22 protein-coding genes are annotated in these 26,842 nt (G+C 44.7%); 12 read left to right on the forward strand and 10 right to left on the reverse strand.

Annotated features, from left to right (window positions below):
* The first annotated feature begins 46 nt into the window (after nt 1-46).
* The 7 genes from OO778_RS11400 (at nt 47) to OO778_RS11430 (ending at nt 8,744) form a co-directional block, all read left to right on the forward strand.
* The gene (locus OO778_RS11400; protein WP_264909820.1) at nt 47-1,024 is read left to right on the forward strand and encodes a lipid A deacylase LpxR family protein; all 978 of its coding nucleotides are present in this window, start codon (nt 47-49) and stop codon (nt 1,022-1,024) included.
* Nucleotides 1,025-1,235: 211 nt separating this feature from the next.
* Nucleotides 1,236-1,976, forward strand: a complete 741-nt coding sequence (gene pflA, locus OO778_RS11405; protein ID WP_005390663.1) for a pyruvate formate lyase 1-activating protein — start codon at nt 1,236-1,238, stop codon at nt 1,974-1,976.
* Nucleotides 1,977-2,130: 154 nt separating this feature from the next.
* Complete coding sequence (locus OO778_RS11410) at nt 2,131-2,796, forward strand: energy-coupling factor ABC transporter permease (protein ID WP_006742143.1); 666 nt, start codon at nt 2,131-2,133, stop codon at nt 2,794-2,796.
* A 136-nt stretch (nt 2,797-2,932) separates the two neighbouring features.
* Nucleotides 2,933-3,433, forward strand: coding sequence for a YfbU family protein (locus tag OO778_RS11415; RefSeq protein ID WP_005390659.1), 501 nt, complete (start codon nt 2,933-2,935; stop codon nt 3,431-3,433).
* A 486-nt stretch (nt 3,434-3,919) separates the two neighbouring features.
* Nucleotides 3,920-5,854, forward strand: coding sequence for a PrkA family serine protein kinase (locus tag OO778_RS11420; RefSeq protein ID WP_005390658.1), 1,935 nt, complete (start codon nt 3,920-3,922; stop codon nt 5,852-5,854).
* Nucleotides 5,855-5,901: 47 nt separating this feature from the next.
* Complete coding sequence (locus OO778_RS11425; RefSeq protein WP_005390656.1) at nt 5,902-7,173, forward strand: YeaH/YhbH family protein; 1,272 nt, start codon at nt 5,902-5,904, stop codon at nt 7,171-7,173.
* A gap of 11 nt (nt 7,174-7,184) precedes the next feature.
* Nucleotides 7,185-8,744 carry a SpoVR family protein gene (locus tag OO778_RS11430; protein ID WP_006742146.1) on the forward strand — a complete coding sequence of 520 codons (1,560 nt, stop codon included), beginning with the start codon at nt 7,185-7,187 and terminating at the stop codon, nt 8,742-8,744.
* Between the two features lie 77 nt (nt 8,745-8,821).
* Here OO778_RS11430 and kdsB read toward each other — a convergent pair whose 3' ends face one another.
* The 5 genes from kdsB to OO778_RS11455 are packed head-to-tail and all read right to left on the reverse strand — an operon-like array spanning nt 8,822 to nt 14,788.
* Nucleotides 8,822-9,577, reverse strand: coding sequence for a 3-deoxy-manno-octulosonate cytidylyltransferase (gene kdsB / locus OO778_RS11435; protein ID WP_085343551.1), 756 nt, complete (start codon nt 9,575-9,577; stop codon nt 8,822-8,824).
* Nucleotides 9,577-9,756 (reverse strand): Trm112 family protein, encoded by a 180-nt coding sequence (locus tag OO778_RS11440; protein ID WP_005390649.1) that lies wholly within the window; start codon nt 9,754-9,756, stop codon nt 9,577-9,579. Before OO778_RS11440 ends, kdsB begins: the two co-directional genes overlap by 1 nt.
* Entirely contained in the window at nt 9,737-10,744 is a 1,008-nt protein-coding gene (gene lpxK, locus OO778_RS11445) for a tetraacyldisaccharide 4'-kinase (protein ID WP_065645404.1), read from the reverse strand. Before lpxK ends, OO778_RS11440 begins: the two co-directional genes overlap by 20 nt.
* A gap of 5 nt (nt 10,745-10,749) precedes the next feature.
* Nucleotides 10,750-12,498, reverse strand: coding sequence for a lipid A ABC transporter ATP-binding protein/permease MsbA (gene msbA, locus OO778_RS11450; protein ID WP_005390646.1), 1,749 nt, complete (start codon nt 12,496-12,498; stop codon nt 10,750-10,752).
* Between the two features lie 31 nt (nt 12,499-12,529).
* The gene (locus tag OO778_RS11455; RefSeq protein ID WP_264909828.1) at nt 12,530-14,788 is read right to left on the reverse strand and encodes a DNA internalization-related competence protein ComEC/Rec2; all 2,259 of its coding nucleotides are present in this window, start codon (nt 14,786-14,788) and stop codon (nt 12,530-12,532) included.
* 8 nt (nt 14,789-14,796) lie between these two features.
* Between OO778_RS11455 and OO778_RS11460 the strand changes: the two genes are divergently transcribed.
* A complete protein-coding gene (locus tag OO778_RS11460; protein ID WP_006742150.1) occupies nt 14,797-15,306 on the forward strand; it encodes a DUF2062 domain-containing protein in 510 nt (169 codons plus the stop codon).
* 149 nt (nt 15,307-15,455) lie between these two features.
* Here the strand turns inward: OO778_RS11460 and lolE are convergent, their stop codons facing one another.
* The 3 genes from lolE to lolC are packed head-to-tail and all read right to left on the reverse strand — an operon-like array spanning nt 15,456 to nt 18,611.
* Nucleotides 15,456-16,700 carry a lipoprotein-releasing ABC transporter permease subunit LolE gene (gene lolE, locus OO778_RS11465; protein ID WP_085343474.1) on the reverse strand — a complete coding sequence of 415 codons (1,245 nt, stop codon included), beginning with the start codon at nt 16,698-16,700 and terminating at the stop codon, nt 15,456-15,458.
* A 2-nt stretch (nt 16,701-16,702) separates the two neighbouring features.
* A complete protein-coding gene (gene lolD, locus OO778_RS11470; RefSeq protein ID WP_046874713.1) occupies nt 16,703-17,410 on the reverse strand; it encodes a lipoprotein-releasing ABC transporter ATP-binding protein LolD in 708 nt (235 codons plus the stop codon).
* A complete protein-coding gene (gene lolC / locus OO778_RS11475; RefSeq protein ID WP_085343473.1) occupies nt 17,403-18,611 on the reverse strand; it encodes a lipoprotein-releasing ABC transporter permease subunit LolC in 1,209 nt (402 codons plus the stop codon). Before lolC ends, lolD begins: the two co-directional genes overlap by 8 nt.
* Nucleotides 18,612-18,860: 249 nt before the next feature.
* On the opposite strand from lolC, the gene OO778_RS11480 reads away from it, so the two are divergent.
* From OO778_RS11480 to OO778_RS11495, 4 genes are all read left to right on the forward strand, one after another.
* Nucleotides 18,861-19,430 carry a hypothetical protein gene (locus tag OO778_RS11480; RefSeq protein ID WP_006742154.1) on the forward strand — a complete coding sequence of 190 codons (570 nt, stop codon included), beginning with the start codon at nt 18,861-18,863 and terminating at the stop codon, nt 19,428-19,430.
* A gap of 5 nt (nt 19,431-19,435) precedes the next feature.
* Complete coding sequence (gene mfd, locus OO778_RS11485; protein WP_264909832.1) at nt 19,436-22,897, forward strand: transcription-repair coupling factor; 3,462 nt, start codon at nt 19,436-19,438, stop codon at nt 22,895-22,897.
* A gap of 7 nt (nt 22,898-22,904) precedes the next feature.
* Nucleotides 22,905-23,675, forward strand: a complete 771-nt coding sequence (locus OO778_RS11490) for a peptidoglycan binding protein CsiV (RefSeq protein ID WP_074191059.1) — start codon at nt 22,905-22,907, stop codon at nt 23,673-23,675.
* 163 nt (nt 23,676-23,838) lie between these two features.
* Nucleotides 23,839-24,387 carry a GNAT family protein gene (locus OO778_RS11495; protein WP_047008529.1) on the forward strand — a complete coding sequence of 183 codons (549 nt, stop codon included), beginning with the start codon at nt 23,839-23,841 and terminating at the stop codon, nt 24,385-24,387.
* 84 nt (nt 24,388-24,471) lie between these two features.
* Here the strand turns inward: OO778_RS11495 and OO778_RS11500 are convergent, their stop codons facing one another.
* Complete coding sequence (locus OO778_RS11500) at nt 24,472-25,761, reverse strand: NAD(P)/FAD-dependent oxidoreductase (protein WP_264909836.1); 1,290 nt, start codon at nt 25,759-25,761, stop codon at nt 24,472-24,474.
* A gap of 539 nt (nt 25,762-26,300) precedes the next feature.
* On the reverse strand, nt 26,301-26,840 hold the full coding sequence (gene ycfP / locus OO778_RS11505; protein WP_012842003.1) for an alpha/beta hydrolase YcfP: 540 nt from the start codon (nt 26,838-26,840) through the stop codon (nt 26,301-26,303).
* Between the last annotated feature and the right edge of the window lie 2 nt (nt 26,841-26,842).

The raw sequence follows: 26,842 nt of genomic DNA on the forward strand, positions 1-26,842 counted from the left end.
CCCACATTCTTACGTATGATGCGAAAAAAGTTAGTAAATAAAGTATATGAAACTCAGTAAATTAATTGTTCTTACTCTTCTTTCTCCAGTTGCGATGGCATCCACTAAGTCTACGGTTTCTTTTACACTCGACAATGATGGTATTTTCGGCGTCGACCAAGACTACACAAATGGTATTTTTCTTTCCTACGCAACAGGCCAACTGAAACAAGAAAGCCAATGGAAATGGCTGAGTCTGGCTGACTCAGAACACGCCAATATCGATAAAATAGAGTTGGTTCTTGGCCACAAAATGTGGACTCCGAGCGACATTGAAGCGGATTATCCACTGGTCAATGATCGCCCATATGCGGGTTATCTACATACTGAGATCAACTATCTTTCTTTGACTGATGATAAGGCCGTCCGCTACAACTTCACCATCGGTGCAACAGGTGAAAGTTCGCTTTCAGAAAAAGCGCAAGAAATTGTTCACGGCATCACTGGTTCAACCGATCCTCAAGGCTGGGATTACCAAATTGACGATGAAATTGCCTTTAGCGTTGGTTACCGAGCTTTCAATAAACTCATGCGCAGTGAGGGCCAGAAGACGCAATGGGAAATCACTAATGTGAATGACATTAACGCAGGTAACTTCCGCAGCGATGTATCACAAGGAGTCATGTTCCGCTGGGGTACAAACCTAGCAAGCAGCATCGGAGCCGCCAATATTAGTGTTGAGAGCCCATTCTCAGCGAGTATGCTCGCACAGGATACTTCAAGCTGGTTCTTATTTACGGGGTTTGAAGGTCGTTACCGTTTCAATGACATGACCATCGAAGGCGATCGCCCTGGTATTCCTGAGCCATCCGCGCCATACGACGTCACACTGCAAAATTGGCAAGCAAGCGCCGTAGCAGGTGCAACTTGGTATAACCAAAATTACGGTGCAAGCCTAACCTTTACGATAAAAACGCCAGATTATGAAGAATCCCAAACTGATGTTTATGGGACAGGCTCCTTCTCTGTGTTCGCCTTTTTTTAAAAGCTGACTTATCCCTGTATCCACACCAATCTAAATACAAGGCAAGTTCTCTCGTTTGGTATTAACCAACCCTGTGATCAAGCATTTATTTAGATTGGTCTATCTATTTTCTTTCTTCACATAACCTTGCCTTTAGTACCGACAAAGCTGTTTTAACCCTGCTTTTTGTAATAAAATAACAGCTAGAATTTACTAGTAATGAGAGCAAAAGATGTCAACAACTGGTCGTATTCACTCATTTGAGTCATGTGGTACCGTAGACGGACCTGGTATTCGTTTTATCGTCTTCTTGCAAGGTTGTTTGATGCGCTGTAAGTATTGCCACAATCGCGATACATGGGATACGCATGATGGCAAAGAAGTTACGGTTGAAGAGATCATTTCCGAAGCGAAAAGTTACCGCCACTTCATGAATGCATCAGGTGGTGGCGTTACTTGTTCTGGCGGCGAAGCGATGCTTCAACCTGAATTTGTACGGGACTTTTTCCGCGCAGCTAAAGCAGAAGGTATTCATACGTGTCTAGATACGAACGGTTATGTTCGTAAACACACTGATGTTATTGATGAAGTACTGGATGCAACAGACTTAGTAATGCTTGATATCAAGCACATGAAAGATGAAGTGCACCAAGATCTCATCGGCGTATCGAACCGACGTACATTGGACTTTGCTCGTTACTTGCAAAAAATCGGAAAGAAAACTTGGATTCGCTATGTAGTCGTGCCTGGTTACACAGATGACCCTGAAGCAGCACATATGCTTGGTGAGTTTATTAAAGATATGGATAACATCGAAAAGGTCGAGTTACTTCCTTATCACAAATTGGGTGCCCATAAATGGGAAGCATTGGGCTTAGAATACCCACTCGAAGGGGTAAACCCTCCACCGAAAGAAACGATGGACGAGATTCAATCCATTCTTGCGCAGTACAACGATAACGTAAAATACTAAGTGAACAGCAAGACTAACCTCTTTAAAATACCAGCATATTGCTGGTATTTTTTTAACTATACCTAAGTACCTTCAATGAATCTCTATGAGGTGATTTAGGTATAAAAAGAACAATAGAAATGATTGCGTCACGATCGCATAGGAAGGTAGTAACATGGATTGGTTTAACTTGGGCTCGCTGGTTGTCATACTTTGGATAGTGCTCGCCTACTGTCTACCAGATTGGAAAAAAGTAGTTTGGCCCAAGCTTGAAAAGGAAAAAGCATTTCAGCACCTCGTTTTTGCAACACTCTTTTTTTTCAGCATCCTATGGGCAACTCAAGCAGGCGTAAAAGAAGGACTACAGATTCATTTTCTCGCGCTAACAACGCTGACGATGATGTATGGTTGGCGTATGGCCTTTCTAATCAGTATCCCCGCAATGCTGGTCAACCACCTGCTACATGATGTGTCGTTGTTGCAGTTACCCACGTCTTTAGTATTGTCTGCCCTGCTTCCTATCTTCATTAGTTACCTCGTCTTTCTTTTGAGTTATCACTACTTGCCAAGAAACATTTTTGTGTTCATCTTCGTTGCAGGTTTTTTCAACGGCGCGATAACAGGAAGCCTGCATCTGCTGATTAACTCCTTTTACCATTTATCGGTTGGTCATTACGATTGGGAAACCATTCAACATAACTACTTTATTTTTGTACCGTTGCTTGCCTTCCCTGAGGGCCTATTAAATGGTATGTCACTGGCGGTTTTAACCGTATTCAAGCCAGAGTGGCTAAGAGTATTTTCAGACCGAGACTACATATACAATCATTACCATAAATAAGTGTTTTTAAACTGGTCAAAAGTGACAGTTCTTGCCATTTTTTAGTATTAAATATGTGTTGAGATCATGTTTCACTCATGTCTTAAGCGTTAACCTAAGCACATTAAAAATGTATTAGATATCTAGTGAGGTCATCATGGAAATGTCAAACGCTCAACGTTTGATTCTATCAAACCAATACAACCTTATGTCTCAACTTGATCCAAGTAATGCGGCCAAATACAAACGCTTACAAACGATCGTTGAACGTGGCTATGAGCTACAAATGCGTGAGTTGAATAAAGATTTCGGCTGTCTGTCAGAAGCGGAGTGTCGTGAGATCATCGACGTTATGGAGATGTATCACGCGATGCAAGAATCTTACAACATGCTCGATACCGAAGATCGTAACAAAGTGGATCAGCGCCGCTTGCAGTTCCTTGGGTTTGATATTGCTTCGGAGGCCCAACAAGTCCATTACGTACGCTTCCTTATTGATTCTGAAGGTCTGTACCCTCAATTTGATAAAGCAGACCATCACTTTAACAGCCAAATGCCAATGCTGGATAAATACCGTCGTATGCTACAAACTTGGCGCAACTGCCCTCGTCAGTACCATTTATGCGAAAACGAGCTTGCACAAATCTTCAGCGCATAAAATATTCGTCTACGAAAAGGAAAGCACTCGCTTTCCTTTTTTATTTGCCCTGTCACAACCTTACCGCTGCTTTTTCACCTTCTTACGCTTCCCTTGTGCGATGTAGAGCAATGAATCACTGAGACCCTTCTGTCTTTGCCAAATATCTGATTTCTATTGCACCTATTCACGACATAAATTCATCTTCAGTGAAAGAGTGATTCAAATGTCACTTTTGCAATAAATTCATAATTGTTAAGCAAAATTGCAAATCCCCGACTAGGCTTAAGTAGAGAAAGGCTGTGATTGAAAGATTCATACCCACCGCTCACCGTTGTAATGAAAAAACTGTCCATAAAGCAAAGTCTTTGGTGTCGCCAATCTTACATTCTGTACGAACCAAATGTGATAACAGGACGTATATTCAAACAACAAGGAGCATAACAATAGGTGGGAAAGCCTGAATCAACGTTCGTCGGTAGACTGACTATTAAAGGGGAAAGCGACATGAGTATTTTCGACCACTATCAATCAAGATATGAAGCTGCAAAAGATGAAGAGATGTCGTTACAGGAGTTTCTAGCCCTGTGTAAGGATGACAAAAGCGCTTATGCTAATGCAGCAGAACGCCTACTGATGGCGATCGGTGAACCAGAGATAATCGATACGGCAAAAGACCCGAGATTGAGCCGCATCTTCTCGAATCGTGTTATCTCTCGTTATGAAACCTTTAAAGATTTTTATGGTATGGAAGATGCCATAGAGCAAATTGTGTCTTACCTAAAACACGCGGCGCAAGGTTTAGAGGAACGTAAGCAGATCCTTTACCTACTCGGTCCTGTCGGCGGTGGTAAGTCCTCACTTGCTGAAAAACTTAAGGCTTTGATGGAACAGATGCCTATCTATGTTCTTACTGCTAATGGCGAACGTAGCCCAGTGAATGACCATCCATTCTGTCTATTCAAAGCCACGGAAGACGGCGATATTTTGAAAAAAGAATATGGCATCGAGCAACGTTATCTTCGCTCGATTATGTCGCCATGGGCCGCTAAGCGCCTTCATGAATTTGGCGGCGATATCACTAAATTTAAGGTAGTGAAAGTTCGCCCTTCAATTCTCGATCAGATCGGTATTGCTAAAACAGAACCTGGGGATGAAAACAACCAAGATATTTCATCACTGGTTGGTAAAGTCGATATCCGTAAACTCGAACATTATTCGCAAGACGACCCAGATGCCTACAGCTACTCCGGTGCGCTGTGTAAAGCAAACCAAGGTTTAATGGAATTCGTTGAGATGTTCAAAGCGCCGATCAAAGTACTTCACCCACTATTGACGGCAACGCAAGAAGGTAACTTCAACGGTACTGAAGGTCTATCTGCGATTCCATTCGACGGTATGATTCTGGCTCACTCGAACGAATCTGAGTGGCAGACCTTCCGTAACAACAAAAATAACGAAGCCTTCCTCGACCGTGTGTACATTGTAAAAGTACCTTACTGTCTCCGCGTATCCGAAGAAGTGAAAATTTACCAAAAACTGCTTGAAAACAGTGAGCTGTCTCAGGCTCCTTGTTCTCCAAGCACGCTCGAAACTTTAGCGCAATTCAGTATTCTTTCACGCCTGAAAGAGCCTGAAAACTCATCCATTTTCTCAAAAATGCGCGTCTACGATGGTGAAACACTCAAAGACACCGATCCAAAGGCAAAAAGCTATCAAGAGTATCGTGATTATGCGGGTGTCGATGAAGGCATGAATGGTCTCTCTACACGTTTCGCCTTTAAGATTTTGTCGCGCGTATTTAACTTCGACCAAACCGAGGTGGCAGCCAACCCTGTACACCTGTTCTATGTGATTGAACAACAGGTTGAACGTGAACAGTTCCCTGCTGAAACGGCAGAGAAATATCTCGAGTTCTTGAAAGGCTACCTAGTGCCTCGCTACGTTGAATTTATTGGTAAAGAGATTCAGACCGCTTATCTCGAGTCTTACTCTGAATACGGTCAGAACATCTTCGACCGCTATGTCACCTACGCAGACTTCTGGATTCAAGACCAAGAGTACCGAGATCCAGAAACTGGTCAGCTATTTGATCGATCTTCACTCAACGCTGAGCTAGAGAAGATCGAGAAAACCGCTGGTATTTCTAACCCGAAAGATTTCCGAAACGAAATCGTTAACTTTGTGCTTCGTGCGAAAGCGAATAACAATGGTCAAAACCCGGTTTGGACCAGCTACGAAAAACTGCGCACAGTAATCGAGAAGAAAATGTTCTCCAATACCGAAGAGCTACTTCCGGTTATCTCATTTAATGCGAAAACCTCTTCTGAAGATCAGAAGAAGCATGACGACTTTGTCGCTCGCATGATGGAAAAAGGCTATACCGAGAAACAGGTTCGCCTACTTTCTGAGTGGTACCTACGAGTACGTAAGTCATCCTAACCCAGTATTGAGTTAGGTCGCTTGTGAAACATGAAGAGGGCTATTTCATGGCGCAATTTATAGACCGAAGGCTCAATGGCAAGAACAAGAGCGCTGTTAATAGACAGCGCTTCTTGAAGCGCCACAAAGAGCAAATAAAAGAGTCGGTAGCAGACGCAGTGAATCGACGCTCGATTACGAATACGGAAACGGGCGAAGACGTCTCTATCCCTCACAAAGACATCAATGAGCCGATCTTTCATCAAGGCAAAGGTGGTGTTCGCGAACGAGTTCATCCCGGCAATGACCAATTCATTACTGGTGATAAAATTGAGCGTCCCAAAGGTGGCGGTCAAGGTAGTGGCTCGGGAGAAGGCAATGCCAGTCCAGATGGAGAAGGCCAAGACGAATTTGTATTCCAAATATCAAAAGATGAGTACCTCGATATTTTGTTCGAAGATCTCGAGCTGCCTAATCTAGAAAAAAACCAAATTGCCAAAATTACTGAATGGAAAACGCACCGCGCAGGCTTTCAAACTGCTGGCATCCCTTCAAACATTGCGGTAGTACGTTCGCTACAACAATCTCTTGCACGACGTACGGCAATGACCGCAGGTAAGAAACGTCTTCTCAAAGAGCTAGAAGATGAACTTGCTCGTATCAAAAACATTGAACCCGCTCAGCAGTTTGAAGAGAACCGCTTGAAGGCTGAAATTGAAGAGCTGCGTAAGAAAATTGAGGGGGTTCCATTTATTGACACCTTCGACTTACGCTTTAAAAACTATGAAAAACGCCCTGTACCATCTAGTCAAGCGGTGATGTTTTGTTTGATGGACGTATCGGGCTCGATGGATCAAGCAACGAAAGACATCGCAAAACGTTTTTACGTTCTATTATACCTGTTCTTAACTCGTACTTACGAGAATGTAGACGTTGTCTTTATTCGCCACCACACCCAAGCGAAAGAAGTGGACGAGCACGAGTTCTTCTACTCGCAAGAGACCGGGGGCACTATTGTATCCAGCGCATTGAAACTGATGGATGAAATCGTAAAAGAGCGCTATCCAATTGGACAATGGAACATTTATGCTGCGCAAGCATCCGATGGCGATAACTGGGCAGATGACTCGCCAAGATGCCGCGATCTATTAGTGAACAAACTACTGCCAAACTGTCAGTACTACTCCTACATAGAAATTACGCGACGCTCGCACCAAACTCTATGGCATGAGTACGAAAAGCTCACCGATGAATTTCCGAACTTCGCAATGAAAAACATTCGCTCTGTGGAGGATATTTTCCCAGTCTTCCGTGAACTATTCCAAAAAGAAACGGCGTAAGGAGGCTAGCGATGAGTACCGCAACGAAAAACCTCTCAGGAGAGGCGCCTAAGAAGCGTAATAGTAAAATGCTGCCAGATGGACCGGATTGGACATTTGAGCTGTTGGAACGCTACCACAAAGAGATTAAGCGTGTCGCACAACACTATCGCCTAGACACTTACCCTAACCAGATAGAAGTGATTACTTCCGAACAAATGATGGATGCCTACTCAAGTATTGGTATGCCCATCAATTACAACCACTGGTCGTTTGGTAAGAAGTTCATCCAAACGGAGCAGAACTATAAGCATGGTCAAATGGGGTTAGCCTACGAGATTGTCATTAACTCCAATCCGTGTATCGCCTATTTGATGGAAGAAAACACCGTGACAATGCAAGCGCTGGTGATTGCTCACGCTTGTTACGGACACAACTCTTTCTTCAAAGGTAATTATCTGTTCCAAACCTGGACGGACGCTAGCTCCATCATCGATTATTTACTGTTTGCCAAAAAGTATTTAGCTGAATGTGAGGAGCGATATGGAGTACAGGAAGTGGAAAAACTGCTCGACTCCTGCCACGCCTTAATGAACTTTGGTGTGGATCGTTACAAGCGACCAGAAAAAATCTCCATTACCGAAGAGAAAGCGCGACAAGAAGAACGCGAGGCATACTTACAGTCTCAAGTGAATGAATTGTGGCGCACAGTACCAAGAGCCAAAACCAAAGAGGAAGATCTGAAAGAGCGGTTCCCAAGCGAGCCTCAGGAAAACTTGCTCTACTTTTTCGAAAAGCATGCCCCGCTACTAGAGCCGTGGCAACGTGAAGTCGTGCGGATTGTACGCAAAATCAGTCAGTATTTTTATCCGCAAAAACAAACGCAAGTCATGAACGAAGGCTGGGCAACATTCTGGCATTACACCATTCTCAATCATCTTTACGATGAGGGCTTGGTATCCGAAAAGTTCATACTAGAGTTCTTACATAGCCATACCAGTGTGGTAGCTCAACCGCCTTATAATAGCCCTTACTTCAATGGTATTAATCCATACGCCTTGGGCTTTGCTATGTTCCGAGATATTAAACGTATCTGTGAAGAACCAACCGATGAGGACAAGGAGTGGTTTCCGGACTTGGCAGGAACGGATTGGTTAGATGCGGTACATTTCGCGATGCATAATTTCAAAGATGAAAGCTTCATTAGCCAATACCTTTCTCCGAAATTAATGCGTGATTTCAAGCTATTTGCGATCAACGATGATGACCACAAAAACTTTATTGAAGTCGCCGCGATACACGATGAGATGGGTTATAAACGCATTAGAGAAACCTTAGCCGCTCAGTACAACTTATCTAACCTTGAGCCAAACATTCAGGTATTTAATGTCGATGTTCGTGGGGACCGCTCACTCACGTTGCAATACGTACCTCATAACCGAATCCCGCTTGATGACAGTTACGAAGAAGTTCTGAAACACGTCTACCGATTGTGGGGATTTGATGTCATTCTGCAAGAAGTAAAAGACACAGGTCACCGAGAAGTCTTAGCGACCTGCCCTAAACGGAATCAATATGACACAAACATCTAACTAATACTTGGGCATAAGCAACAAAAAGGCTCCTAATTCAGGAGCCTTTCTCGTTCTTAATTCAATGTGACCTTTAGTTATGCTTGCTTCGCCACAATAGCGCGCACCGCCTCTAGATCTTCTGGCGTATCAACGCCGGCTGCTGGCGCTTCTTTCGCTACCGCTACATGAATTTTTTCACCGTACCAAAGCACTCGTAGTTGCTCAAGGCACTCGATCTGCTCCAATGCGCTCGGAGCCCAGTTTACATACGTATTAATGAAACCAGCTCGATAAGCATAAATACCAATATGACGCATTAATGGATTGGCAATGATTTTGTCTTGTTTGGCAAAGTTATCGCGATCCCAAGGGATAGTTGCTCGACTAAAGTACATCGCATAGCCTTGCTCATTAGCCACAACTTTAACTGCATTCGGATTGAACACTTCTTCTTCTGAGTCTATTTCTACGGCTAATGTCGCCATCGGAGCGTCACACCCCGATAAGTTATCAGCAACCTGACGAATGATAGACGGTGGAATCAAAGGCTCGTCCCCTTGCACATTAACAATAATGTGGTCTGCAGGAATAGCCATTTTTTCAACAACTTCAGCAAGGCGTTCAGTACCTGATTCGTGGTTAGGAGAGGTCATACAGACTTTACCACCAAACGACGAGACAGCATCAGCAACACGCTCGTCATCAGTTGCCACGATAACATCTTCCGCACCCGCTTGTAGCGCTTGATCGTAAACCCACTGAACCATTGGCTTACCGCCAATATCCGCTAACGGTTTACCAGGCAAGCGGCTCGATGCGTAACGCGAAGGAATGACAACCGTAAAAGACATTAGCGTCCCTCATCCATACTCATAGTACGAGCCTCAGGCTCGAGCAGAACGGGAATACCCTCTTTGATTGGGTAAGCGAGGCGATCCAATTTGCAGATCAACTCTTGATTCTCTTTATCGTACGTCAGCTTACCTTTGCAAACAGGGCAAGCTACAATCTCAAGCAGACGGTGATCCATAAGCCGCTTTAACCTCTTTTATTCTCTTTAAAATTTGCTCTGCATCGTTTGGTTCAAACTGGGCAGATACAGGCAGATACCACCAATTATCTTGTGCATAATGGCTGCACTTGACGGCATCTTTCTCGGTCATAATCACATTGGCCCCTTGTTGAGCCAATGCTTCTAATTCTTGTTGGTCAAAGTCTTGATGGTCAGCAAAACCTTTTGTGACTTTAACATCTGCGTTCATCGAGTTTAGTGTATGAAAAAATCGTGGTGGATGCCCAATCCCTGCAAATGCCACTAGCTCTTTTAACTCAGAAACTTCCACAAGTTGCTTAGTCTTGAGGTTAATGGCTTTAGATGGCGCTAAAGTCATTGCGATTTCGCCCGTATGTGCTTGACCGCCATTGGTGATGATAAAGTCGACTTCAGCAAGACGCTCGACCCCTTCACGAAGTGGGCCAAGCGGAATGAGGCTTTCATTCCCAAATCGGCGATTCCCATCCACAATCACTAACTCAATATCACGGCCTAACGCATAATGTTGTAACCCATCGTCCGTAATAATGATATCCACACCTGACTCTAGCAGTGCTTTCACTGCATTTGAACGCACCGGGTCTACCGCAACAGGCGCTCCTGTGCGGCGATGAATCAACTTAGGCTCATCACCACAATGTTTCGCAGGCGTATCTTCTTTTAGCACTAACGGATAGGCAGGCGCTTTTGCTCCATAGCCACGAGAAACGACCCCTGGCTTAAGCCCAAGCTGTTGCAGTTGCTCAACAAGCCAAACCACAACTGGTGTTTTGCCATTACCACCAGCTGTGATATTGCCGACAACAATAACAGGGATAGGCGCGTTGTAGGCTTGCTTACGGCCTGTTTGATATTGCTTTCGCTTAGACTTACTTATTGCTCCAAATAATACACTCAGTGGCCACAAAAGCGGCCACAAGAGGTATTTTATTGGATGGTTTTCAAACCAGATTTTTTCAACCACCGCGTTTATTCACCAAACTGAATACGGTGCAATTGTGCATACGCACCATTTTTTGCAATAAGATCGGCGTGGTTGCCACGCTCAATGATGGCGCCATCATCAACCACAAGAATTTCATCGGCTTTCTCGATTGTGGATAAGCGGTGCGCAATCACGAGTACCGTTTTGTCTTTCTGCAGCTCATCTAATGCAGCTTGGATAGCGCGTTCGGATTCCGTATCCAAAGCAGAGGTCGCCTCATCAAGAATCAATACCGGTGCATCACGCAATAGAGCACGTGCAATAGCGACACGTTGACGTTGACCGCCAGATAGACTCGCGCCATTTTCACCAATCATGGTATCAAGCCCATCATCCATTTTGCTGATGAATTCCATAGCATGCGCGAGTTTTGCCGCTTTCTCGATATCACTGCGCTCGTATTTTCCATCCGTTGCGTAAGCAATATTGTTTGCAATCGTGTCATTAAATAAATGAACATTTTGTGATACTAGCGCAAACTGCTGACGCAAGTTCTTTAACTCGTATTCACGAATATCATGTCCGTCTAGTGTGATGGAGCCACTATCAACATCATAGAAACGATTGAACAAGTTCGCGATGGTACTTTTACCGGAACCGGAACGACCAACCAGCGCAACGGTCTTCCCTCTTGGAATATCGAAGCTGACATTTTCCAATGCTGGCTTTTCTGCGCCAGTATAAGTAAAGCTTACGTTTTTAACTGAAACATCGCCATTTGCGCGTTCAACTGTCAACTTACCTTCGTTTTTCTCAGGCTCAAGGTCAATCAACGCAAAGAGCGTTTGGCTCGCAGCCATACCACGTTGGAACTGAGAGGTAACGTTAGTAAGCGCTTTAAGCGGACGCATCAAACCAAACATCGCAGAGAAGACAACGGTAAATGTACCTGGAGTCAGTTGCTCTTTAATCGAGTCAATACTTGCTAAGTAAAGAACGGCAACAATAGCAAGTGACGCAATCATTTGGATGATAGGGTTAGCCGCCGCTTGAGCCGTCACCAACTTCATGCTTTGTTGACGCATTTGGTTGCTGACCTTCTCAAATCGTTTACGTTCGATATCCTGGCCGCCGTAGCTCAACACGACTTTATGGCCTTTCAGCATCTGCTCTGCTGACGCAGTCACGTTGCCCATCATTGTCTGCATATTTTTGGATATTTTTCTAAAACGTTTAGAAACGACACCAATACCCCACGCGACAACAGGAGCAACAGCAAACAGCACTAACGACAACTGCCAGCTGTTGTAAAACATCAGGACTAACAGGCCAATGATACTTGCACCTTCACGAACGATGCTCACTAACGCTTGGCTGGTTGCCGCAGATACTTGCTCTGAATCGTAGGTAATACGTGACAATAAATTGCCCGTCTTTTCCTTATCGAAGTAAGACACAGGCATATGCATAAAGTGATTGAATACCATACGGCGGACTTGCATAACCACATTGCCGGATACCCAGCTCAAACAGTATGTGGAGACAAATCCACTTATGCCACGGACAAACATCATGGCAAAAATAATCAATGGAAGCGTGCGTAGAAAATCAGATTCAGCGTTCCCAAAACCTTCATCTAGTAATGGTTTTAATAGGGAAATCATATAGGTATCTGATATAGCATTAATAACTAATGCAATGACTGCAACGACAAGACCTGACTTGTAAAGGCGAATAAATTGCCATAGACGCTTAAACGTCTGCCAAGTCGTTTCATCAGTATTTATCGACATAGAAGTGCTTTATTTTCTTACATTAAGACTCTCATTCTACTCCCTTACGCAGCATCTGCCTATACCAAGGCTCAAATGTATCGCTACGTTTGGTTTCTGAGCGCCAATTATCACGGTGAATAGAGAAGCTTACCTGACCATATTCCCCAGTATCAAGCCAAGTAATATCAAGCTTGCGATATGCTGTAACAACATGTTCTGCCGGCATTCCCCATTGATTATTTTTTGCCAAAGAAGCAACGGCCACACTCGGGTTTACCGCTTCAATAAAGCGAGGATTCGAAGAACTTTTACTACCATGATGAGGGACCAACATCACATCACTTTTTAACTTTTCAGGCTCCCTGAGCAAGATCCACTCGCTAATGGTCTCAATATCACCAGTAAAAAGCATACTGAACGTAGAAATAGGGTCGGTAAGACGTAGCACACAGGAGTGCGGATTATATGCACGTTGAACAAGAGCAGGAGGCCAAAGTACTTCTATATTTAACCCTTGCCATTTCCAATGATCGCCGCGAGTACAAGACTCATATCCGATAAAGTTTTGGCTACTGAGTTTGCGCTGTGGCGAAAAGGCATCTTCAATGAACAAGCGCCCTCCTGCATGGTCATTGTCGGAATGGCTGAGGATCATCGTATCGATGCTTTCATAACCTCGTTGATGCAAGACCGGAGTGACGACCTGCTCCGCAATACTGCCATTTTGCCATGCTTTACCTGTATCATAGAGCAACACTTTATCGTCTTTTTCTACAATCACCGCAAGGCCATGGCCCACATCTAGTACATCAATTCGCCAATGTTGCTGATCATATTCCGATGTGAGCTTAATACTAATTACAATGCCAAGTAACAAACACCACGCGTACTGAAACATGAATCGTTGAAACACCAAGCAAATAATTCCCGCCAGAATCAACCCTGTCATTTCTATACTAATGGGTTGCCAGGAGCCTATCGCGTACTGAATTGACGTGCTCAATGGCTGCAATGACCAGTCCACCAACTGCCACAGAGGCTTTGCTATCATTTCAAGAAATAAAGATGAGAACAGGGCCAGAAACATCAAAGGCACAACGATAAATCCGAACCAAGGAATAAACGCCAAGTTGTATGCAATTGATGACAAACTGAAACCAGAAAAGTAATAGCCACTAATAGGCACGATTAACACACTCAGAATCAATTGAGTAAGCAATAGCACTTTTAACTTCGCCTTCCAGCCCCCGTTTTGATACCGAATCAAATTGATTGCGAACAACACTGCGCAAACTGACAAATACGATAACCAAAAACTCATGCTATACGATGCAAAAGGTTGAACAAGCAGTTGTAGCGCTACCGCGAGCAAAAGTACCCGCCAGGAAGCCCAGTGCACTAAGGTATATTTGAGAACGACGTAAATAACACATACCGACACCGCGCGGGTAGTAGGTAATGAGAAGTCCGCTAACCAAGCATAGGCAACGGCAAACATCAGCCCACAGAAGCTAGGCAATAGCTGGTATTGAGGTAACGCATAACGAATGGCACCGCCCACCACTAGCCCAAAAGTGAACGCCATACCAATATGTAAGCCCGAAATCGAGACCAAGTGCAGTAAACCACTGTCTCTGAGTGCTTGCCAATCTTCCTTAGATAACCAAGAGCGATCGGCAAAAACTAACGCATTTATTAACGAGAAATGATGAAGGGAGGACACATCCTCCGAAACATCAGCGATAATGGCTTGGCGCAAAGATGTAGTAGAGCGAATTATCCAGGTAACATCCTTGTTAACAACACCGCGTGCGATAATGCTTTTACCCATTGCGTGCTTTTCGGCGTCAAAACCAGCTTCGTTGCGTAGGCCTGTAATCGGCTTTAACGAGACGGATGTCGTAAACTCACTGTTAACATCGAGTGGAAAAGGCGTAATAAGACGGATTTTAGGTTTAAGAAAAGGTAACAGAGTTTGAGAATTTACCTTTTTTAGAGCCACAATGCCTTCATATCCGTGACTTATTTGCGTAAAAGGGCTGTCAACTTTACCAATTATGGTAATATTCTCCCCTGCTTGAAAAAGGGCTTGTCTCTGAGACTCCAATACATTGCCGTGGACGATGACAACCATAAAGCCCGCAATTGCGCCTATGCTAATTAAGCCACGACGTAATTTGATTATTGAGCCAGTGGTTATTATTCCCAGCAGCAGCCAACGCCAATCTGGTATTGTCGGCCACCAAGCTGACGAAATTACGCTCGCTACAAATAACGCCAAGGTCCAACTTTTTTCTGAGAGAGTCATGCTGTCCTATGCCTAGAAAGCTGATAAAACGCTTCATGCCAGATCATGAATTGATCAAACGCCAAAAAGCATTGAAGGTCTTCGGCAATGTGTTGTACAACCCGAACTTGTGGTGTTTAAATCGTCGCTCGGCGTCTGGGGCTTTTGCTGTCGGGTTATTTATGGCATTTGTTCCGCTACCAAGCCAAATGATCATGGCTGCAGGTTTGGCAATCATGCTTGGCGTCAATTTACCTCTCTCCGTCGCTTTGGTATGGATAAGCAACCCCATCACCATGCCTGTGTTATTTTATTTTGCGTATAAGCTTGGCGCTTTAGTGATGCATGTTCCTCCGCAACCTTTCCACTTTGAACTTTCGTGGGAATTCATCATGCAACAGATGAGCACTATTGGCCCTCCATTCTTATTAGGCTGTGCTATCTGTGGTGTCATATCCGCGATTATTGGCTACTTCGGCATTAGAGGACTTTGGCGCTACTCAGTGGTTCGGAGCTGGCAAAAACGCAAAATAAGATAAGACGTTACTGCATAAAAATCAGCATTTGCGCTATCAGTTGAGGGGCACCTAACAGTTAGAATGAAACACGATGTCGCTCAAGTTGGATAAATACAAAAAAAGGACCGAATTCGGTCCTTTTTGCTTTTCTCGTATTGTAAAACGGTTGGTTATTTAGAACTCAGCACCGCTGCCGGATTTAACTTCGCGGCGCGAGAAGCGGGATACCACGTTGCAAGCAAACTCAAAACGATCGCCGTCACCGACACCAATGCTACGTCTGGCCAGTGTAACTGTGATGGTAAGAAGTCGACGAAGTAAATATCACCCGATAAAAACTGATGACCGATTAAGCTCTCTAACCCTTTAATTAACGGAGTCAGGTTTAACGCCACTAAGACACCAATAACACTGCCGACGAGACTGCCAAATACACCAGAGAACACGCCTTGCCAAACAAAGATATGTTTGATTAGGCTATCTTTTGCTCCCATTGTTCGCAAAATTGCAATTTCTGCGGCTCTATCTTTCACTGCCATCATCAGCGTAGACACAATGTTAAAACATGCCACACCAATCACGAGTACCATCACCAAGTACATAATGGTGCGTACGAGCTGAATATCGCGATACAAAAAACCAAACTTTTGCTGCCAGCTTTTCAAATACACGTAAACATCCACCATGCTACCTACCTCACGAACAATAGAAGGCGCATTGAGAACATCATCCGTTTTTAGTGAAATGCCAGTGACCCCTTCCCCTAACCTCGCGTATTGCTGAGCATCCGCTAATGGCACTAACGCTAAAGAATGGTCTATTTGGCCATTCAACGTTAAGAACCCAGACACCTTCACGCGCACACGCTTAGGAGCCTGCACTTTGTTTGAGCCGCCTGTTTGCGGAATCATCAACGTAATGTAATCCCCCACGGCGACATTTAGCTCGTTTGCTACACCTCGGCCTAAGATCACTTGCTGCTGACCGGCATAAAAGTTTTGCCAAGCTTCTTGGTCAATAAAATTCGATAAGCTCGACACCGCTTGCTCGAAAGTAGGCTCTACGCCACGAACTTCTATCGCTTTTAGCTTACTGCCTTTTTCTGCTAACCCCGTAAAACGAACGTACGGCGCTGCCGCAACAACATCTTCATGGTTTAGGGCTTGATTCATCGTTTTGGTGTAGTTATGAAGCGGTCCATTAACACCTTCCAACTCGCCGTGTGGAATAACTGACAACACACGCGATTGCAGCTCGCGCTCAAAGCCATTCATTGCAGAAAGACCGATAATGATCACGGCTACACCAACCGCAATGCCAATCGTTGAAGAAAGCGAAATGAAAGACACCATCTTGTTGCGCTTTTTCGCTCGACTAAAGCGACCACCAATCATCAATGCTAAAGATGAAAACAAAATTAGCCCTCCGCAGATGCTGTATCAGTCACAAAACGATCTACGAGCAAACCATCTTGCATGTGCATTTGACGATCCATTTTCGCCGCCAGCTCTTTATCATGCGTGACAACCAAAAATGCAATGTTTGACTCTTTATTGAGCTCGCGCATCAAATCATAGATAGACAGTGCCGTATTATGATCTAAGTTCCCCGTAGGTTCATCGGCCAAAACAAGATCAGGCTTATTCACCAATGCACGCGCAATCGCAACACGCTGACGCTCACCGCCCGATAACTCAGAGGGTCTGTGTTGCATCCGATGACTCAAACCCACTTTATCTAACAGCGCTTTAGCCGCCTGTTTTGCATCCGTTACTTTAGCGCCGCCAATCATCAGTGGCATCGCCACGTTTTCAAGCGCAGTAAAATCAGCTAACAAATGATGAAACTGGTATACAAAACCAAGGTGCTTGTTGCGTAAAGCCGCCTGTTTATTCGAACTTAAAGCCGATAAGTTTTGCCCTAGAAAATCAACTTCACCATGAGTTGCGTCATCTAACGCCCCTAGAATATGCAATAAGGTACTTTTTCCGGAACCAGAAGAGCCAACAATAGAAACCAGCTCCCCTTTATCGATATCGAAACTTACGCCTTTCAACACTTCCGTATCTAACGACCCCTCTCGGTAGACTTTACGAATATCACGACATTCTAATAGCTTATTCATAGCGAAGTGCCTCAGCAGGTTTAACAGAAGATGCTCGATAAGAAGGATAAAGCGTAGCAGCGAGGCTAAGAGCAATCGCCAACACCACCACTAAAAGAATTTGCAGTGAATCAATCAAAATAGGTAGATGACCACCGAAACTGAATAGCGCCACACCGGCAGATTCAAGAATCGCATTCAGGTTAAGTGACAAGATCACGCCCGCAGCGCCACCGACAATCGCGCCAATTACACCACTGCTTGCCCCTTGAACCATGAAAATGGTCATCACTTGAGATTGAGTCATGCCTTGAGTTTTCAATATTGCGACTTCTGATTGTTTCTCCATCACCACCATGATTAAGGCGGAAATAATATTGAATGCAGCAACGCCCACAATTAGACCTAGCATAAGTCCCATCATGTTCTTTTCCATTTTCACCGCTTGGAAAAGCTCACCACGCTGTTCGCGCCAATCACTCCATTGCCACCCGTCAGGCATGGGTTGATCAGCAAAATCCGTCACCATAAATGGATCAGAGAAAAAGACACGCCAACCAGAAACCGTGTCTTTCGGAAAACGCATCAACTTAGATGCATCCGTCATGTTAACAATCATTAATTGACCATCAACGTCCGATCCCGTATTGAAAATACCAGCGACAGTAAAATTGCGCTGGCTAGGAATACGGCCAAGTGGGGTAAACTGCGTCGCGTTGGTCACCATTAAGCGCACTTTATCCCCCATTGATACCTTTAGAGAGCGCGCCAAACTATGACCTAAAAAGACCTTGTAATCGCCCGCTTGAAGTGACGATAATCGCCCAGCAATCAGATGGTTGCTGATCGGATCGCCTTTCTTTGGTTCAATGCCAATGAGGTAACCTGCCGTCAGTTGCGCAGAACTCTGAATTACAGCCTCTCCACGAACGATAGGCTCCGGTTCAGATTCACGCGACATCGCTTGAACAAATGAAGGGGCAGACTCGGTCAACGGCGTTTTTCCATCGTGTTGCGAAACAACGGCATGAGGTAGCACGCCTAAAATGCGCTCTTTTAACTGCGATTCGAACCCATTCATCACAGAAAGAACCGTCACCAACGCCATTACACCGATCGTAATACCCGCCGTCGACATATAAGAAACAAATCGGCTGAACCTATCCCCAGAGCGTCCCCGAAGATATCTCAAACCAATAAATAATGAGATAGGATGATACATATAAGACAAACCAACTGGTTGTTTTGATATAAAGCTTTAGCAGATTATCTTACCTTACTCTTCTCATTAAGAAGACAAGAGAATCGCTAAATTTGTCAACGACATGCAATAAGTCTGTATTTAGGGCAAAAAGTTCAAGGACAAATCAGGTAAACTTGATAACTTCATTCAGTTAGCGATAATCAGTGCCCTACTTCTCTTTGTTTGTTGAGTGAACAGGGAGCGCTCGCTGGCAAAAGGACCGACTATATGACAGAGCAAGAATACTTTACCGTCCATCATAATCTCACTATCAACGTCGAAACGTTGAGTGCGGATTTTGCTTTGCCAGATGAAGAAACCTTTGTCTCCGAAATTCCAGCACCGTTTATTGTTGCCAGCGAATTTAGCCATCTAGATATGTTGGCAGACAATGCACGTCTAGAGCTAAAAAACAAAGATTTAAAGCATGTGATTAACTTGCTTGATACGCAAAACGCGAAACTTAACCTCTTGTTGAGCTTTATGCTTTCACAACAAGATGACGCCTCCATTCGATATCAAACCACGAAGTTTGGCGCCAGCCAACTCAGTTACCGTTCAGATACAGCGCTATCTGCCCAACAACTCGTTCGTGTTAAACTGTTTCTCGATCATCCTGCTGCAGCGATTTACGGTTACGCTCAAGTAGAAGAATGTGATGCTTCAGAGCAAGATTTCATTATCACTCTTAGATATAAGATGCTACGTGAATCTGACCAAGATTTGCTGATAAAGGCGGCACTATATCAACAACAAAAACTTTTACGTCAGCGCTCGATGGAGCGAGATAAAAAATAACTCCTATGACAAAAGCAACGATTCTTTCCGTCACCAATCCTTCTGAGCGTGGCGACAAAAAACAGCTAGGTAATTTACCGGGCGCGGCTCTACCTCTAGCTATTGCTGAGCTAGCCAAGCAGCATTCGAGTCACTCGCTACTCATCGTGCCTGACCCGCAAATCGCTTTAAAGCTTCAGGCAGAGATTGAGCAATTCACCGAACAAACAGTAAGCCTGTTCCCCGACTGGGAAACGCTGCCTTACGATAACTTTTCTCCGCATCAAGAAATAATCTCTGAACGTATCGCACGCCTATACCAACTGCCAAGTCAACGTGATGGCATAACCATCGTCCCGGTCAGTACAGTATTGCAACGCCAATCGCCACGTGATTTTCTGTTGCAACACACTTTAATGGTGAAAACTGGTGATCGACTCTCGCTTGAGAAGCTACGTGCACAACTTGAAAATTCGGGCTACCGCCACGTAGACCAAGTATTTGGGCCAGGTGAATACGCGAGCCGTGGGTCGATTCTGGATCTCTTTCCTATGGGCAGCGATGACCCGTATCGCATCGACTTCTTTGATGATGAGATAGATACCATTCGCACCTTTGATCCAGAGAACCAACGCTCTATCGACGATATTCAGCAAATCCAATTGCTGCCCGCGCATGAGTTCCCAACCACTAAAGAAGCGATTGAGGATTTTCGTACACGTTGGCGCACCCAATTTGAAGCACGCCGAGAGCCAGAGTCGATCTACATGCAAGTGACCAAAGGCACTTGGCCCGCGGGTATTGAGTATTGGCAACCGCTGTTTTTTGACCATACCGAGACTTTATTTGAATATTTGCCAGAAGACTCTCAAGTCATCACATATGGTGATATTGAATCTGCGGTCGATACTTTCTTAACCGATGTCGAATATCGGTACGACCAGAAAAAAGTGGATCCACTACGTCCTCTTTTGACTCCTGAACAACTTTGGCTGAAAAAAGACGAACTCTTCAGCCAACTAAAACAGCTCCCTATGGCTCAATTGAGCCTAGAGAAAGTGGTTAAGCGTGCTGGTCGTCAAAACCTACCAGTACAATCGTTAGCCGAGCTTGGCGTTCAGCAACAAAATAAAGAACCGCTTTCGCGTCTTCGTCAATTCAGTGAGCAATTCAGCGGCAAAATTGTTTTCTCGGTAGAGTCGGAAGGTCGTCGTGAAGCACTAACAGAACTGTTGCAAGGCATCAAAGTTCGCCCAGTCGTACATGGTTCACTTTACCAAGCTCTAGATTCGGGTGATCGCTTCAGTTTGATCTTAGGCGCTGCAGAGCATGGTTTCATTCACGAAGAGCTGAACTTCGCTCTGATCTGTGAAAGTGATCTACTTGGTGACCGCGTTATCCAGCGACGCCGCAAAGATAAAAAAGCAGTCAACAGTGACACCGTTATTCGCCACCTTGCGGAATTGAAACCCGGTCAACCCGTGGTTCATATTGATCACGGTATTGGCCGCTACATCGGTTTACAAACACTTGAAGCCGGTGGCATGAAAACGGAATACGTCACCCTTGAGTATCAAAACGATGCCAAGCTCTACGTACCAGTTTCATCACTAAACCTTATTAGCCGTTATTCAGGCGGTGCTGAAGAAAGTGCACCACTGCATAAATTGGGTGGCGAGGCTTGGGCAAAAGCACGTCGTAAAGCGGCAGAAAAAGTGCGTGATGTCGCGGCTGAGTTGCTGGATGTTTACGCTAAACGAGAATTAAAACCGGGCTTCAAATTTGAGCTAGATCGTGGGCAATACGCAACGTTTAAAGCAACGTTCCCATTTGAAGAAACGGATGACCAAGCGATGGCCATCAATGCCGTCTTGTCAGACATGTGCCAAGCAAAAGCGATGGATCGCTTAGTGTGTGGTGACGTGGGCTTTGGGAAAACGGAAGTCGCTATGCGCGCAGCATTTGTCGCAACGGATAACAGTAAACAGGTCGCCGTACTCGTACCAACAACCTTACTTGCTCAGCAGCATTTCGAAAACTTCCGTGACCGTTTTGCCAACTTGCCAATCCGAGTTGAAGTACTGTCTCGTTTTAAATCGGCCAAAGAACAAAAAGTCATTTTGCAAGACGTTGCCGATGGTAAAGTCGATATTGTCGTTGGTACACATAAGCTGCTTTCGAGCGACATTAAATTCAAAGATTTAGGTTTGTTGATCGTTGATGAGGAACACCGCTTCGGGGTTCGTCAAAAAGAAAAAGTCAAAGCAATGCGTGCGGATGTGGACATTCTTACCCTCACCGCAACACCAATTCCACGTACCTTGAATATGGCCATGAGTGGCATGCGCGATCTGTCTATCATCGCGACACCTCCAGCGCGTCGTTTAGCCATCAAAACCTTTGTTCGTCAAAGAGAAGAATCTGTGGTCCGTGAGGCGGTACTGCGTGAAATCATGCGTGGTGGTCAGGTTTACTTCCTGCACAATCAGGTAGAGACTATCGAGAAAACCGCGGAAGACTTGCAAAAGCTTATTCCTGAAGCACGAATTACCGTGGCACATGGTCAAATGCGTGAGCGCGAACTGGAGCGCATCATGAATGATTTCTACCACCAGCGCTTTAATGTGTTGGTGTGTACAACGATCATCGAGACCGGTATCGACGTACCAACAGCGAATACCATTATTATGGATCGTGCAGACAACCTTGGTTTAGCGCAACTGCACCAATTGCGTGGCCGTGTTGGACGCTCTCATCATCAAGCCTATGCTTACTTATTAACGCCACATCCAAAAGCCATGACCAAAGATGCTATCAAGCGTCTTGATGCGATTGCTTCACTGGAAGACTTAGGCGCAGGCTTTACTCTAGCAACTCACGACTTAGAAATCCGTGGGGCTGGTGAACTGCTTGGTGACGAGCAAAGTGGGCAAATTCAATCGGTTGGTTTTACACTGTACATGGAAATGCTGGAACAAGCAGTCCAAGCATTGAAAGAAGGTAAAGAACCTTCTTTGGACGAGCTGCTTCGTGAACAAACTGAAGTTGAAATGCGAATCCCAGCGCTCTTGCCAGACGATTACATCCCGGATGTGAATACACGACTGTCGATGTACAAACGTATTGCGAGCGTTACGAGTGGTGAAGAACTCTCAGAGCTCAAAGTGGAACTTATCGATCGATTTGGACTGCTTCCAGACGCGACGAAGAACTTACTTGCTGTCTCAGAATTGAAAATTTCGGCTGGTAGCCTAAAAGCGAAAAAGATAGAAGCCCATGATAAGGGTGGATTTATCGAGTTTTACCCTGATGCTGACATAAATCCAGCGTATTTGGTTAAACTGCTGCAATCACAGCCGCAAAAATTTGCAATGGAAGGTCCAACTAAGTTCAAGTTTAGCGTACCATTGGCGGACCGACGTAAACGCATTCAGTTTGTTCAAGACTTACTGAATGATTTTAAACAGAATTTATTACCAACGAGCTAATAGTCGAATGAGAATACTGATCCCGTTATTGCTTCTATGTGTCTCAATGCCTTCTTGGGCACAGCGTCAATTTGATATTGAAGTGATCATTTTCAAGCGAGCAGTCGACGCTGAAAGCACCACTGAATCTTGGCCGAATCAACTGCCAAAAATCGATATGGAAAATGTCGGCAGCTTAGAGAGTGAATCATACCGTCGCTCTAAAGGCGTAACACTACTGCCACGCTCATCTTTCCGCCTGAATGCGCAAGAAGCAGCATTAAACAACCACGCTGGGTTTAAAGTGCTTAAACACGTAGCATGGCGTCAAGGTGACCGAGGCAAATCTAGTGCCCCAATTTTCCGTATTGTTGGTGGACGAGATTTTTCTGATTCTTATCACGCAGATGGTAGTCCAATCAATGGCAGTACTCAGACATTTTCCACTGACGGTTACAGTGAAGAGACAGTCAACGGTCCTTTGTATGAACTAGACGGTCGATTCCAAATTTACGTGCAGCATTATCTATTCGCTGAAACGACACTAGACCTGCGCGAGCCAAGTGTTAGAGAAGTGCGTTTTGAACCAACTTCAACCGAGCAATTGGCGGATGATTTAGGTGAGGTCGATGGTAATGTTCAAGTGGGTAACTTGGCGGAAATCTCTCCTACAATAACAGAAGAAAAGTTCCTCAAGAGCTATCGAATGGATCAAAAACGCCGTATGCGTAGTAGTGAGACTCATTACCTAGACAACCCATTGATGGGCATGATCATTCAAGTTCGTCGCGTTCGATAAGTACGAGTGATTCAACAAAGCGCAGCATTTGCTGCGCTTTGTTTTTATCTGTTATGTCCTCAGTTATTCCTAACCAACGCAGAGCAAGGAAAATAACTGCGTTACAGTATGAAATAGACAGTTTTCAAATTACTTACACTCAACATGGAAGTCGTATCAGTTCATGAGTCCAGATTTTGAAATCATTGCGCCCCGCTTAGCGCTCAAGCTCATCCCTTCTGAAGAGGCTCACTCACTACAACGTTTGCTTGCAGAGTCCCCTTCCCTACACCAGTGGCTAGATTGGTGTAATCAAAACGTTACGTTGAAAGATGCACAGGACTTCCTGTTGGCAACCCGACTTAACTGGGTAAAAACAGAAGCTTTCGGTTTCGGTATCTATGAACGACAAAGTAACACTTTAGTAGGAATGGCCGCCGTAAACGAGTTATATCACACGTTTAATATGGCAAGTATTGGCTACTGGGTTGCTGACCGCTATCAACGACAGGGCTATGCTCAAGAAGCCGTTAGAGCCTTGGCTGAATTCTGCTTTGCAAAGCTGAGTTTAACTCGACTGGAAATTGTCTGTGACCCCGACAACGAAGCAAGCCAAACCTTAATTGAGTCAGTCGGTGCACAAAAAGAAACCATCGCCAGAAACCGGTTTATTTTTCATGGTAAGCCTAAGGATGGCGTTGTGTACTCACTTTTACCGGCAGATCTAACATAAACAAAAAGCCACCGACTTGCGGTGGCTTTTTATATTTCGAAGATACAGCATCCGCGCAATCCGCGTAGATGTGAATTTGGCGTCTTAGTGAAGCTTAAGGTTTGGACGCAGTACTCGGTTGATACGGCCCACGAGCATCATCAGTCCGGTTTTAAATACGCCGTGCAACGCCATCAGATGCATTCGATATAACGAGATATAAACGACACGTGCAATACGGCCTTCTACCATCATCGACCCTTTGGTTAGGTTGCCCATCAAGCTACCAACGGTAGAGAAACGGCTTAGAGACACTAATGAGCCGTGATCTTTATACACATAATCTTTCAGCTCGCGTCCGTTGATCTTCGCAACGATGTTGCTGAATGCTTGGCTTGCCATTTGGTGCGCAGCTTGCGCACGTGGTGGAACAAACGAACCATCAGCCTGAGTACATTGTGCTAAGTCACCAATAACGAAAATGTCATCATCACGCGTCGTTTGTAGTGTATTTTTCACTACCAGCTGGTTGATACGGTTCGTTTCTAAACCAGCGATATCTTTAATAAAATCTGGTGCTTTAATACCCGCAGCCCAAACCATGATTTGTGCCGAGATCTTCTCACCATCTTTCGTGGTGAGGCCATCTTTTTCAGCTTTAGTCACCATGGTTGCCGTGCGTACGTTTACGCCCAACTTCACCAGCTCCTGATGAGCAGCAGCCGAAATACGTGGAGGAAGCGCAGGTAGAATACGCTCACCCGCTTCAATCAGGTTGACGTTCAGCTTGCTAGAGTCAAGATCGCCAAAGCCGTAAGTACGCAGCTCTTTAACGGCATTGTGTAGTTCTGCAGATAGCTCAACGCCAGTTGCACCAGCACCAACAATCGCGATATCCACCGTACCGTTACCGTTTTTCGCGTGCAGTTTTAGGAACTCATTGTTCATTTCTGTGCGGAAACGGTGCGCTTGTTCTGGACTGTCTAGGAAAATACAGTTCTCACGAACGCCAGGAGTGTTGAAGTCGTTTGATGTTGAACCAATCGCCATGACCAGAATGTCGTATTCTAGCTCGCGGCTTGGCATCAGAAGCTCACCATGCTCATCTTTAAGCTCACTTAAGATGATCACTTTACGTTCGCGGTCGATGTCTTGAAGGCTACCCATTTGGAAGTCGAAGCTGTGGTTTTTTGCATGAGCTCGATAACTCAGAGCATCCACCCCTTCGTCCAAAGAGCCAGTTGCCACTTCATGCAATAATGGCTTCCATAAGTGGCTCGCTTTACGATCTACTAGCGTAATTTGCGCACGGTTCTTGCGACCTAGAGTTCGGCCAAGCTTAGTTGCCAACTCAAGACCACCAGCACCGCCGCCTACAACGATAATGCGTGTCACAATGATTTTCCTCTACAAAAATGAATATATGGGGTTCAGCTCGACATATGGCTCACAGACATGCTGTGCCGTACATCCAACCGATGAATTCTTGGTTCTTAGAGGTGTCTCAATTTATTTGGATTAAAAACTGCTGCCTAATTTTATTCTTTATCTATCAATAACTTGTTAGGAATCAGCATATTTGTCTGGTACGCATACGACGCCAGAGATTTTTGGGCAAGTTTATTACTCGCTCTCAATTTTTTTTGATATTTATCAAATTATTTTAGTCTGGTTCATTATATAGAGACGTACTTTGAAGGCAACCAAAATCCGTGTGACGAGTACGGATTGACTACTTTTCGACTACTCTACAACAAGGTATTCGTGCCACATAGGATGGAAGTAAGAAAACGGTAAGGAGAACACAATATTCTAAGCGCTAAACCAAGAAAATGAGGCCTTTAAAGAGAAAGTGACTCGGCATACTCACAAGAGGGGGTCGCAGCAAAGCAGCCGATAAAAAATGCCGCTTTACTGTTCACACTCAAACACTCTTAAGTATTTTTAAATGCCTTCATCGCTTGTAAATGGTGAGAGATCTTTTTGAACTTGTGGGACTGCGTTTCGTCCCAAATGATTTGATAGTATTTTTCTAACTCAGCTGCAGTTTTCGCATTGTCATGCACTTCATCATCTTTGGATAAAATCACCAAGCAGTGCGCCTGATTTTTCGCTCGAAACTGATCAACACATTTTGTTGCGATATCTTCGTACTCTTCTGGGCGATCGATTCGACCAGCCATCGTTTTTTCTGGGTGCAAGTTCGGATTAAACATCACTTGTTTGATACCGCATAGAAAACCAATTCGTTCAGACCAATAACCACCTAAACCAACCCCACAGATTAACGGGTTTGGATCATCAGATTGATCGATAACTTTAGACACCTCTTTTAACAAGTGTTGCATGTCGTGCTTTGGGTGAAGGGTGCTGTAATTGATAAAACGAACGTCGTCGTCGATGAATTGCAGTTGAAGAACTTTTTCGTGGTTACCCGGGCTTGTACTGTCAAAGCCGTGTAAGTAAATAATCATGT

Origin of the sequence: Vibrio sp. STUT-A16, from assembly GCF_026000495.1 — a bacterium.
Classification (GTDB): domain Bacteria; phylum Pseudomonadota; class Gammaproteobacteria; order Enterobacterales; family Vibrionaceae; genus Vibrio; species Vibrio diabolicus.

Coding starts and splice junctions, on each gene's coding strand:
- ycfP (WP_012842003.1), bottom strand. CDS start 26,840: ATGATTATTTACTTACACGGCTTTGACAGTACAAGCCCGGGTAACCAC.
- lolD (WP_046874713.1), bottom strand. CDS start 17,410: ATGAATAAGCTATTAGAATGTCGTGATATTCGTAAAGTCTACCGAGAG.
- pflA (WP_005390663.1), top strand. CDS start 1,236: ATGTCAACAACTGGTCGTATTCACTCATTTGAGTCATGTGGTACCGTA.
- OO778_RS11495 (WP_047008529.1), top strand. CDS start 23,839: ATGAGTCCAGATTTTGAAATCATTGCGCCCCGCTTAGCGCTCAAGCTC.
- OO778_RS11440 (WP_005390649.1), bottom strand. CDS start 9,756: ATGGATCACCGTCTGCTTGAGATTGTAGCTTGCCCTGTTTGCAAAGGT.
- OO778_RS11400 (WP_264909820.1), top strand. CDS start 47: ATGAAACTCAGTAAATTAATTGTTCTTACTCTTCTTTCTCCAGTTGCG.
- OO778_RS11420 (WP_005390658.1), top strand. CDS start 3,920: ATGAGTATTTTCGACCACTATCAATCAAGATATGAAGCTGCAAAAGAT.
- mfd (WP_264909832.1), top strand. CDS start 19,436: ATGACAAAAGCAACGATTCTTTCCGTCACCAATCCTTCTGAGCGTGGC.
- OO778_RS11425 (WP_005390656.1), top strand. CDS start 5,902: ATGGCGCAATTTATAGACCGAAGGCTCAATGGCAAGAACAAGAGCGCT.
- OO778_RS11455 (WP_264909828.1), bottom strand. CDS start 14,788: ATGACTCTCTCAGAAAAAAGTTGGACCTTGGCGTTATTTGTAGCGAGC.
- msbA (WP_005390646.1), bottom strand. CDS start 12,498: ATGTCGATAAATACTGATGAAACGACTTGGCAGACGTTTAAGCGTCTA.
- OO778_RS11490 (WP_074191059.1), top strand. CDS start 22,905: ATGAGAATACTGATCCCGTTATTGCTTCTATGTGTCTCAATGCCTTCT.
- OO778_RS11460 (WP_006742150.1), top strand. CDS start 14,797: ATGCCTAGAAAGCTGATAAAACGCTTCATGCCAGATCATGAATTGATC.
- OO778_RS11415 (WP_005390659.1), top strand. CDS start 2,933: ATGGAAATGTCAAACGCTCAACGTTTGATTCTATCAAACCAATACAAC.
- OO778_RS11410 (WP_006742143.1), top strand. CDS start 2,131: ATGGATTGGTTTAACTTGGGCTCGCTGGTTGTCATACTTTGGATAGTG.
- OO778_RS11430 (WP_006742146.1), top strand. CDS start 7,185: ATGAGTACCGCAACGAAAAACCTCTCAGGAGAGGCGCCTAAGAAGCGT.
- lolC (WP_085343473.1), bottom strand. CDS start 18,611: ATGTATCATCCTATCTCATTATTTATTGGTTTGAGATATCTTCGGGGA.
- kdsB (WP_085343551.1), bottom strand. CDS start 9,577: ATGTCTTTTACGGTTGTCATTCCTTCGCGTTACGCATCGAGCCGCTTG.
- OO778_RS11480 (WP_006742154.1), top strand. CDS start 18,861: ATGACAGAGCAAGAATACTTTACCGTCCATCATAATCTCACTATCAAC.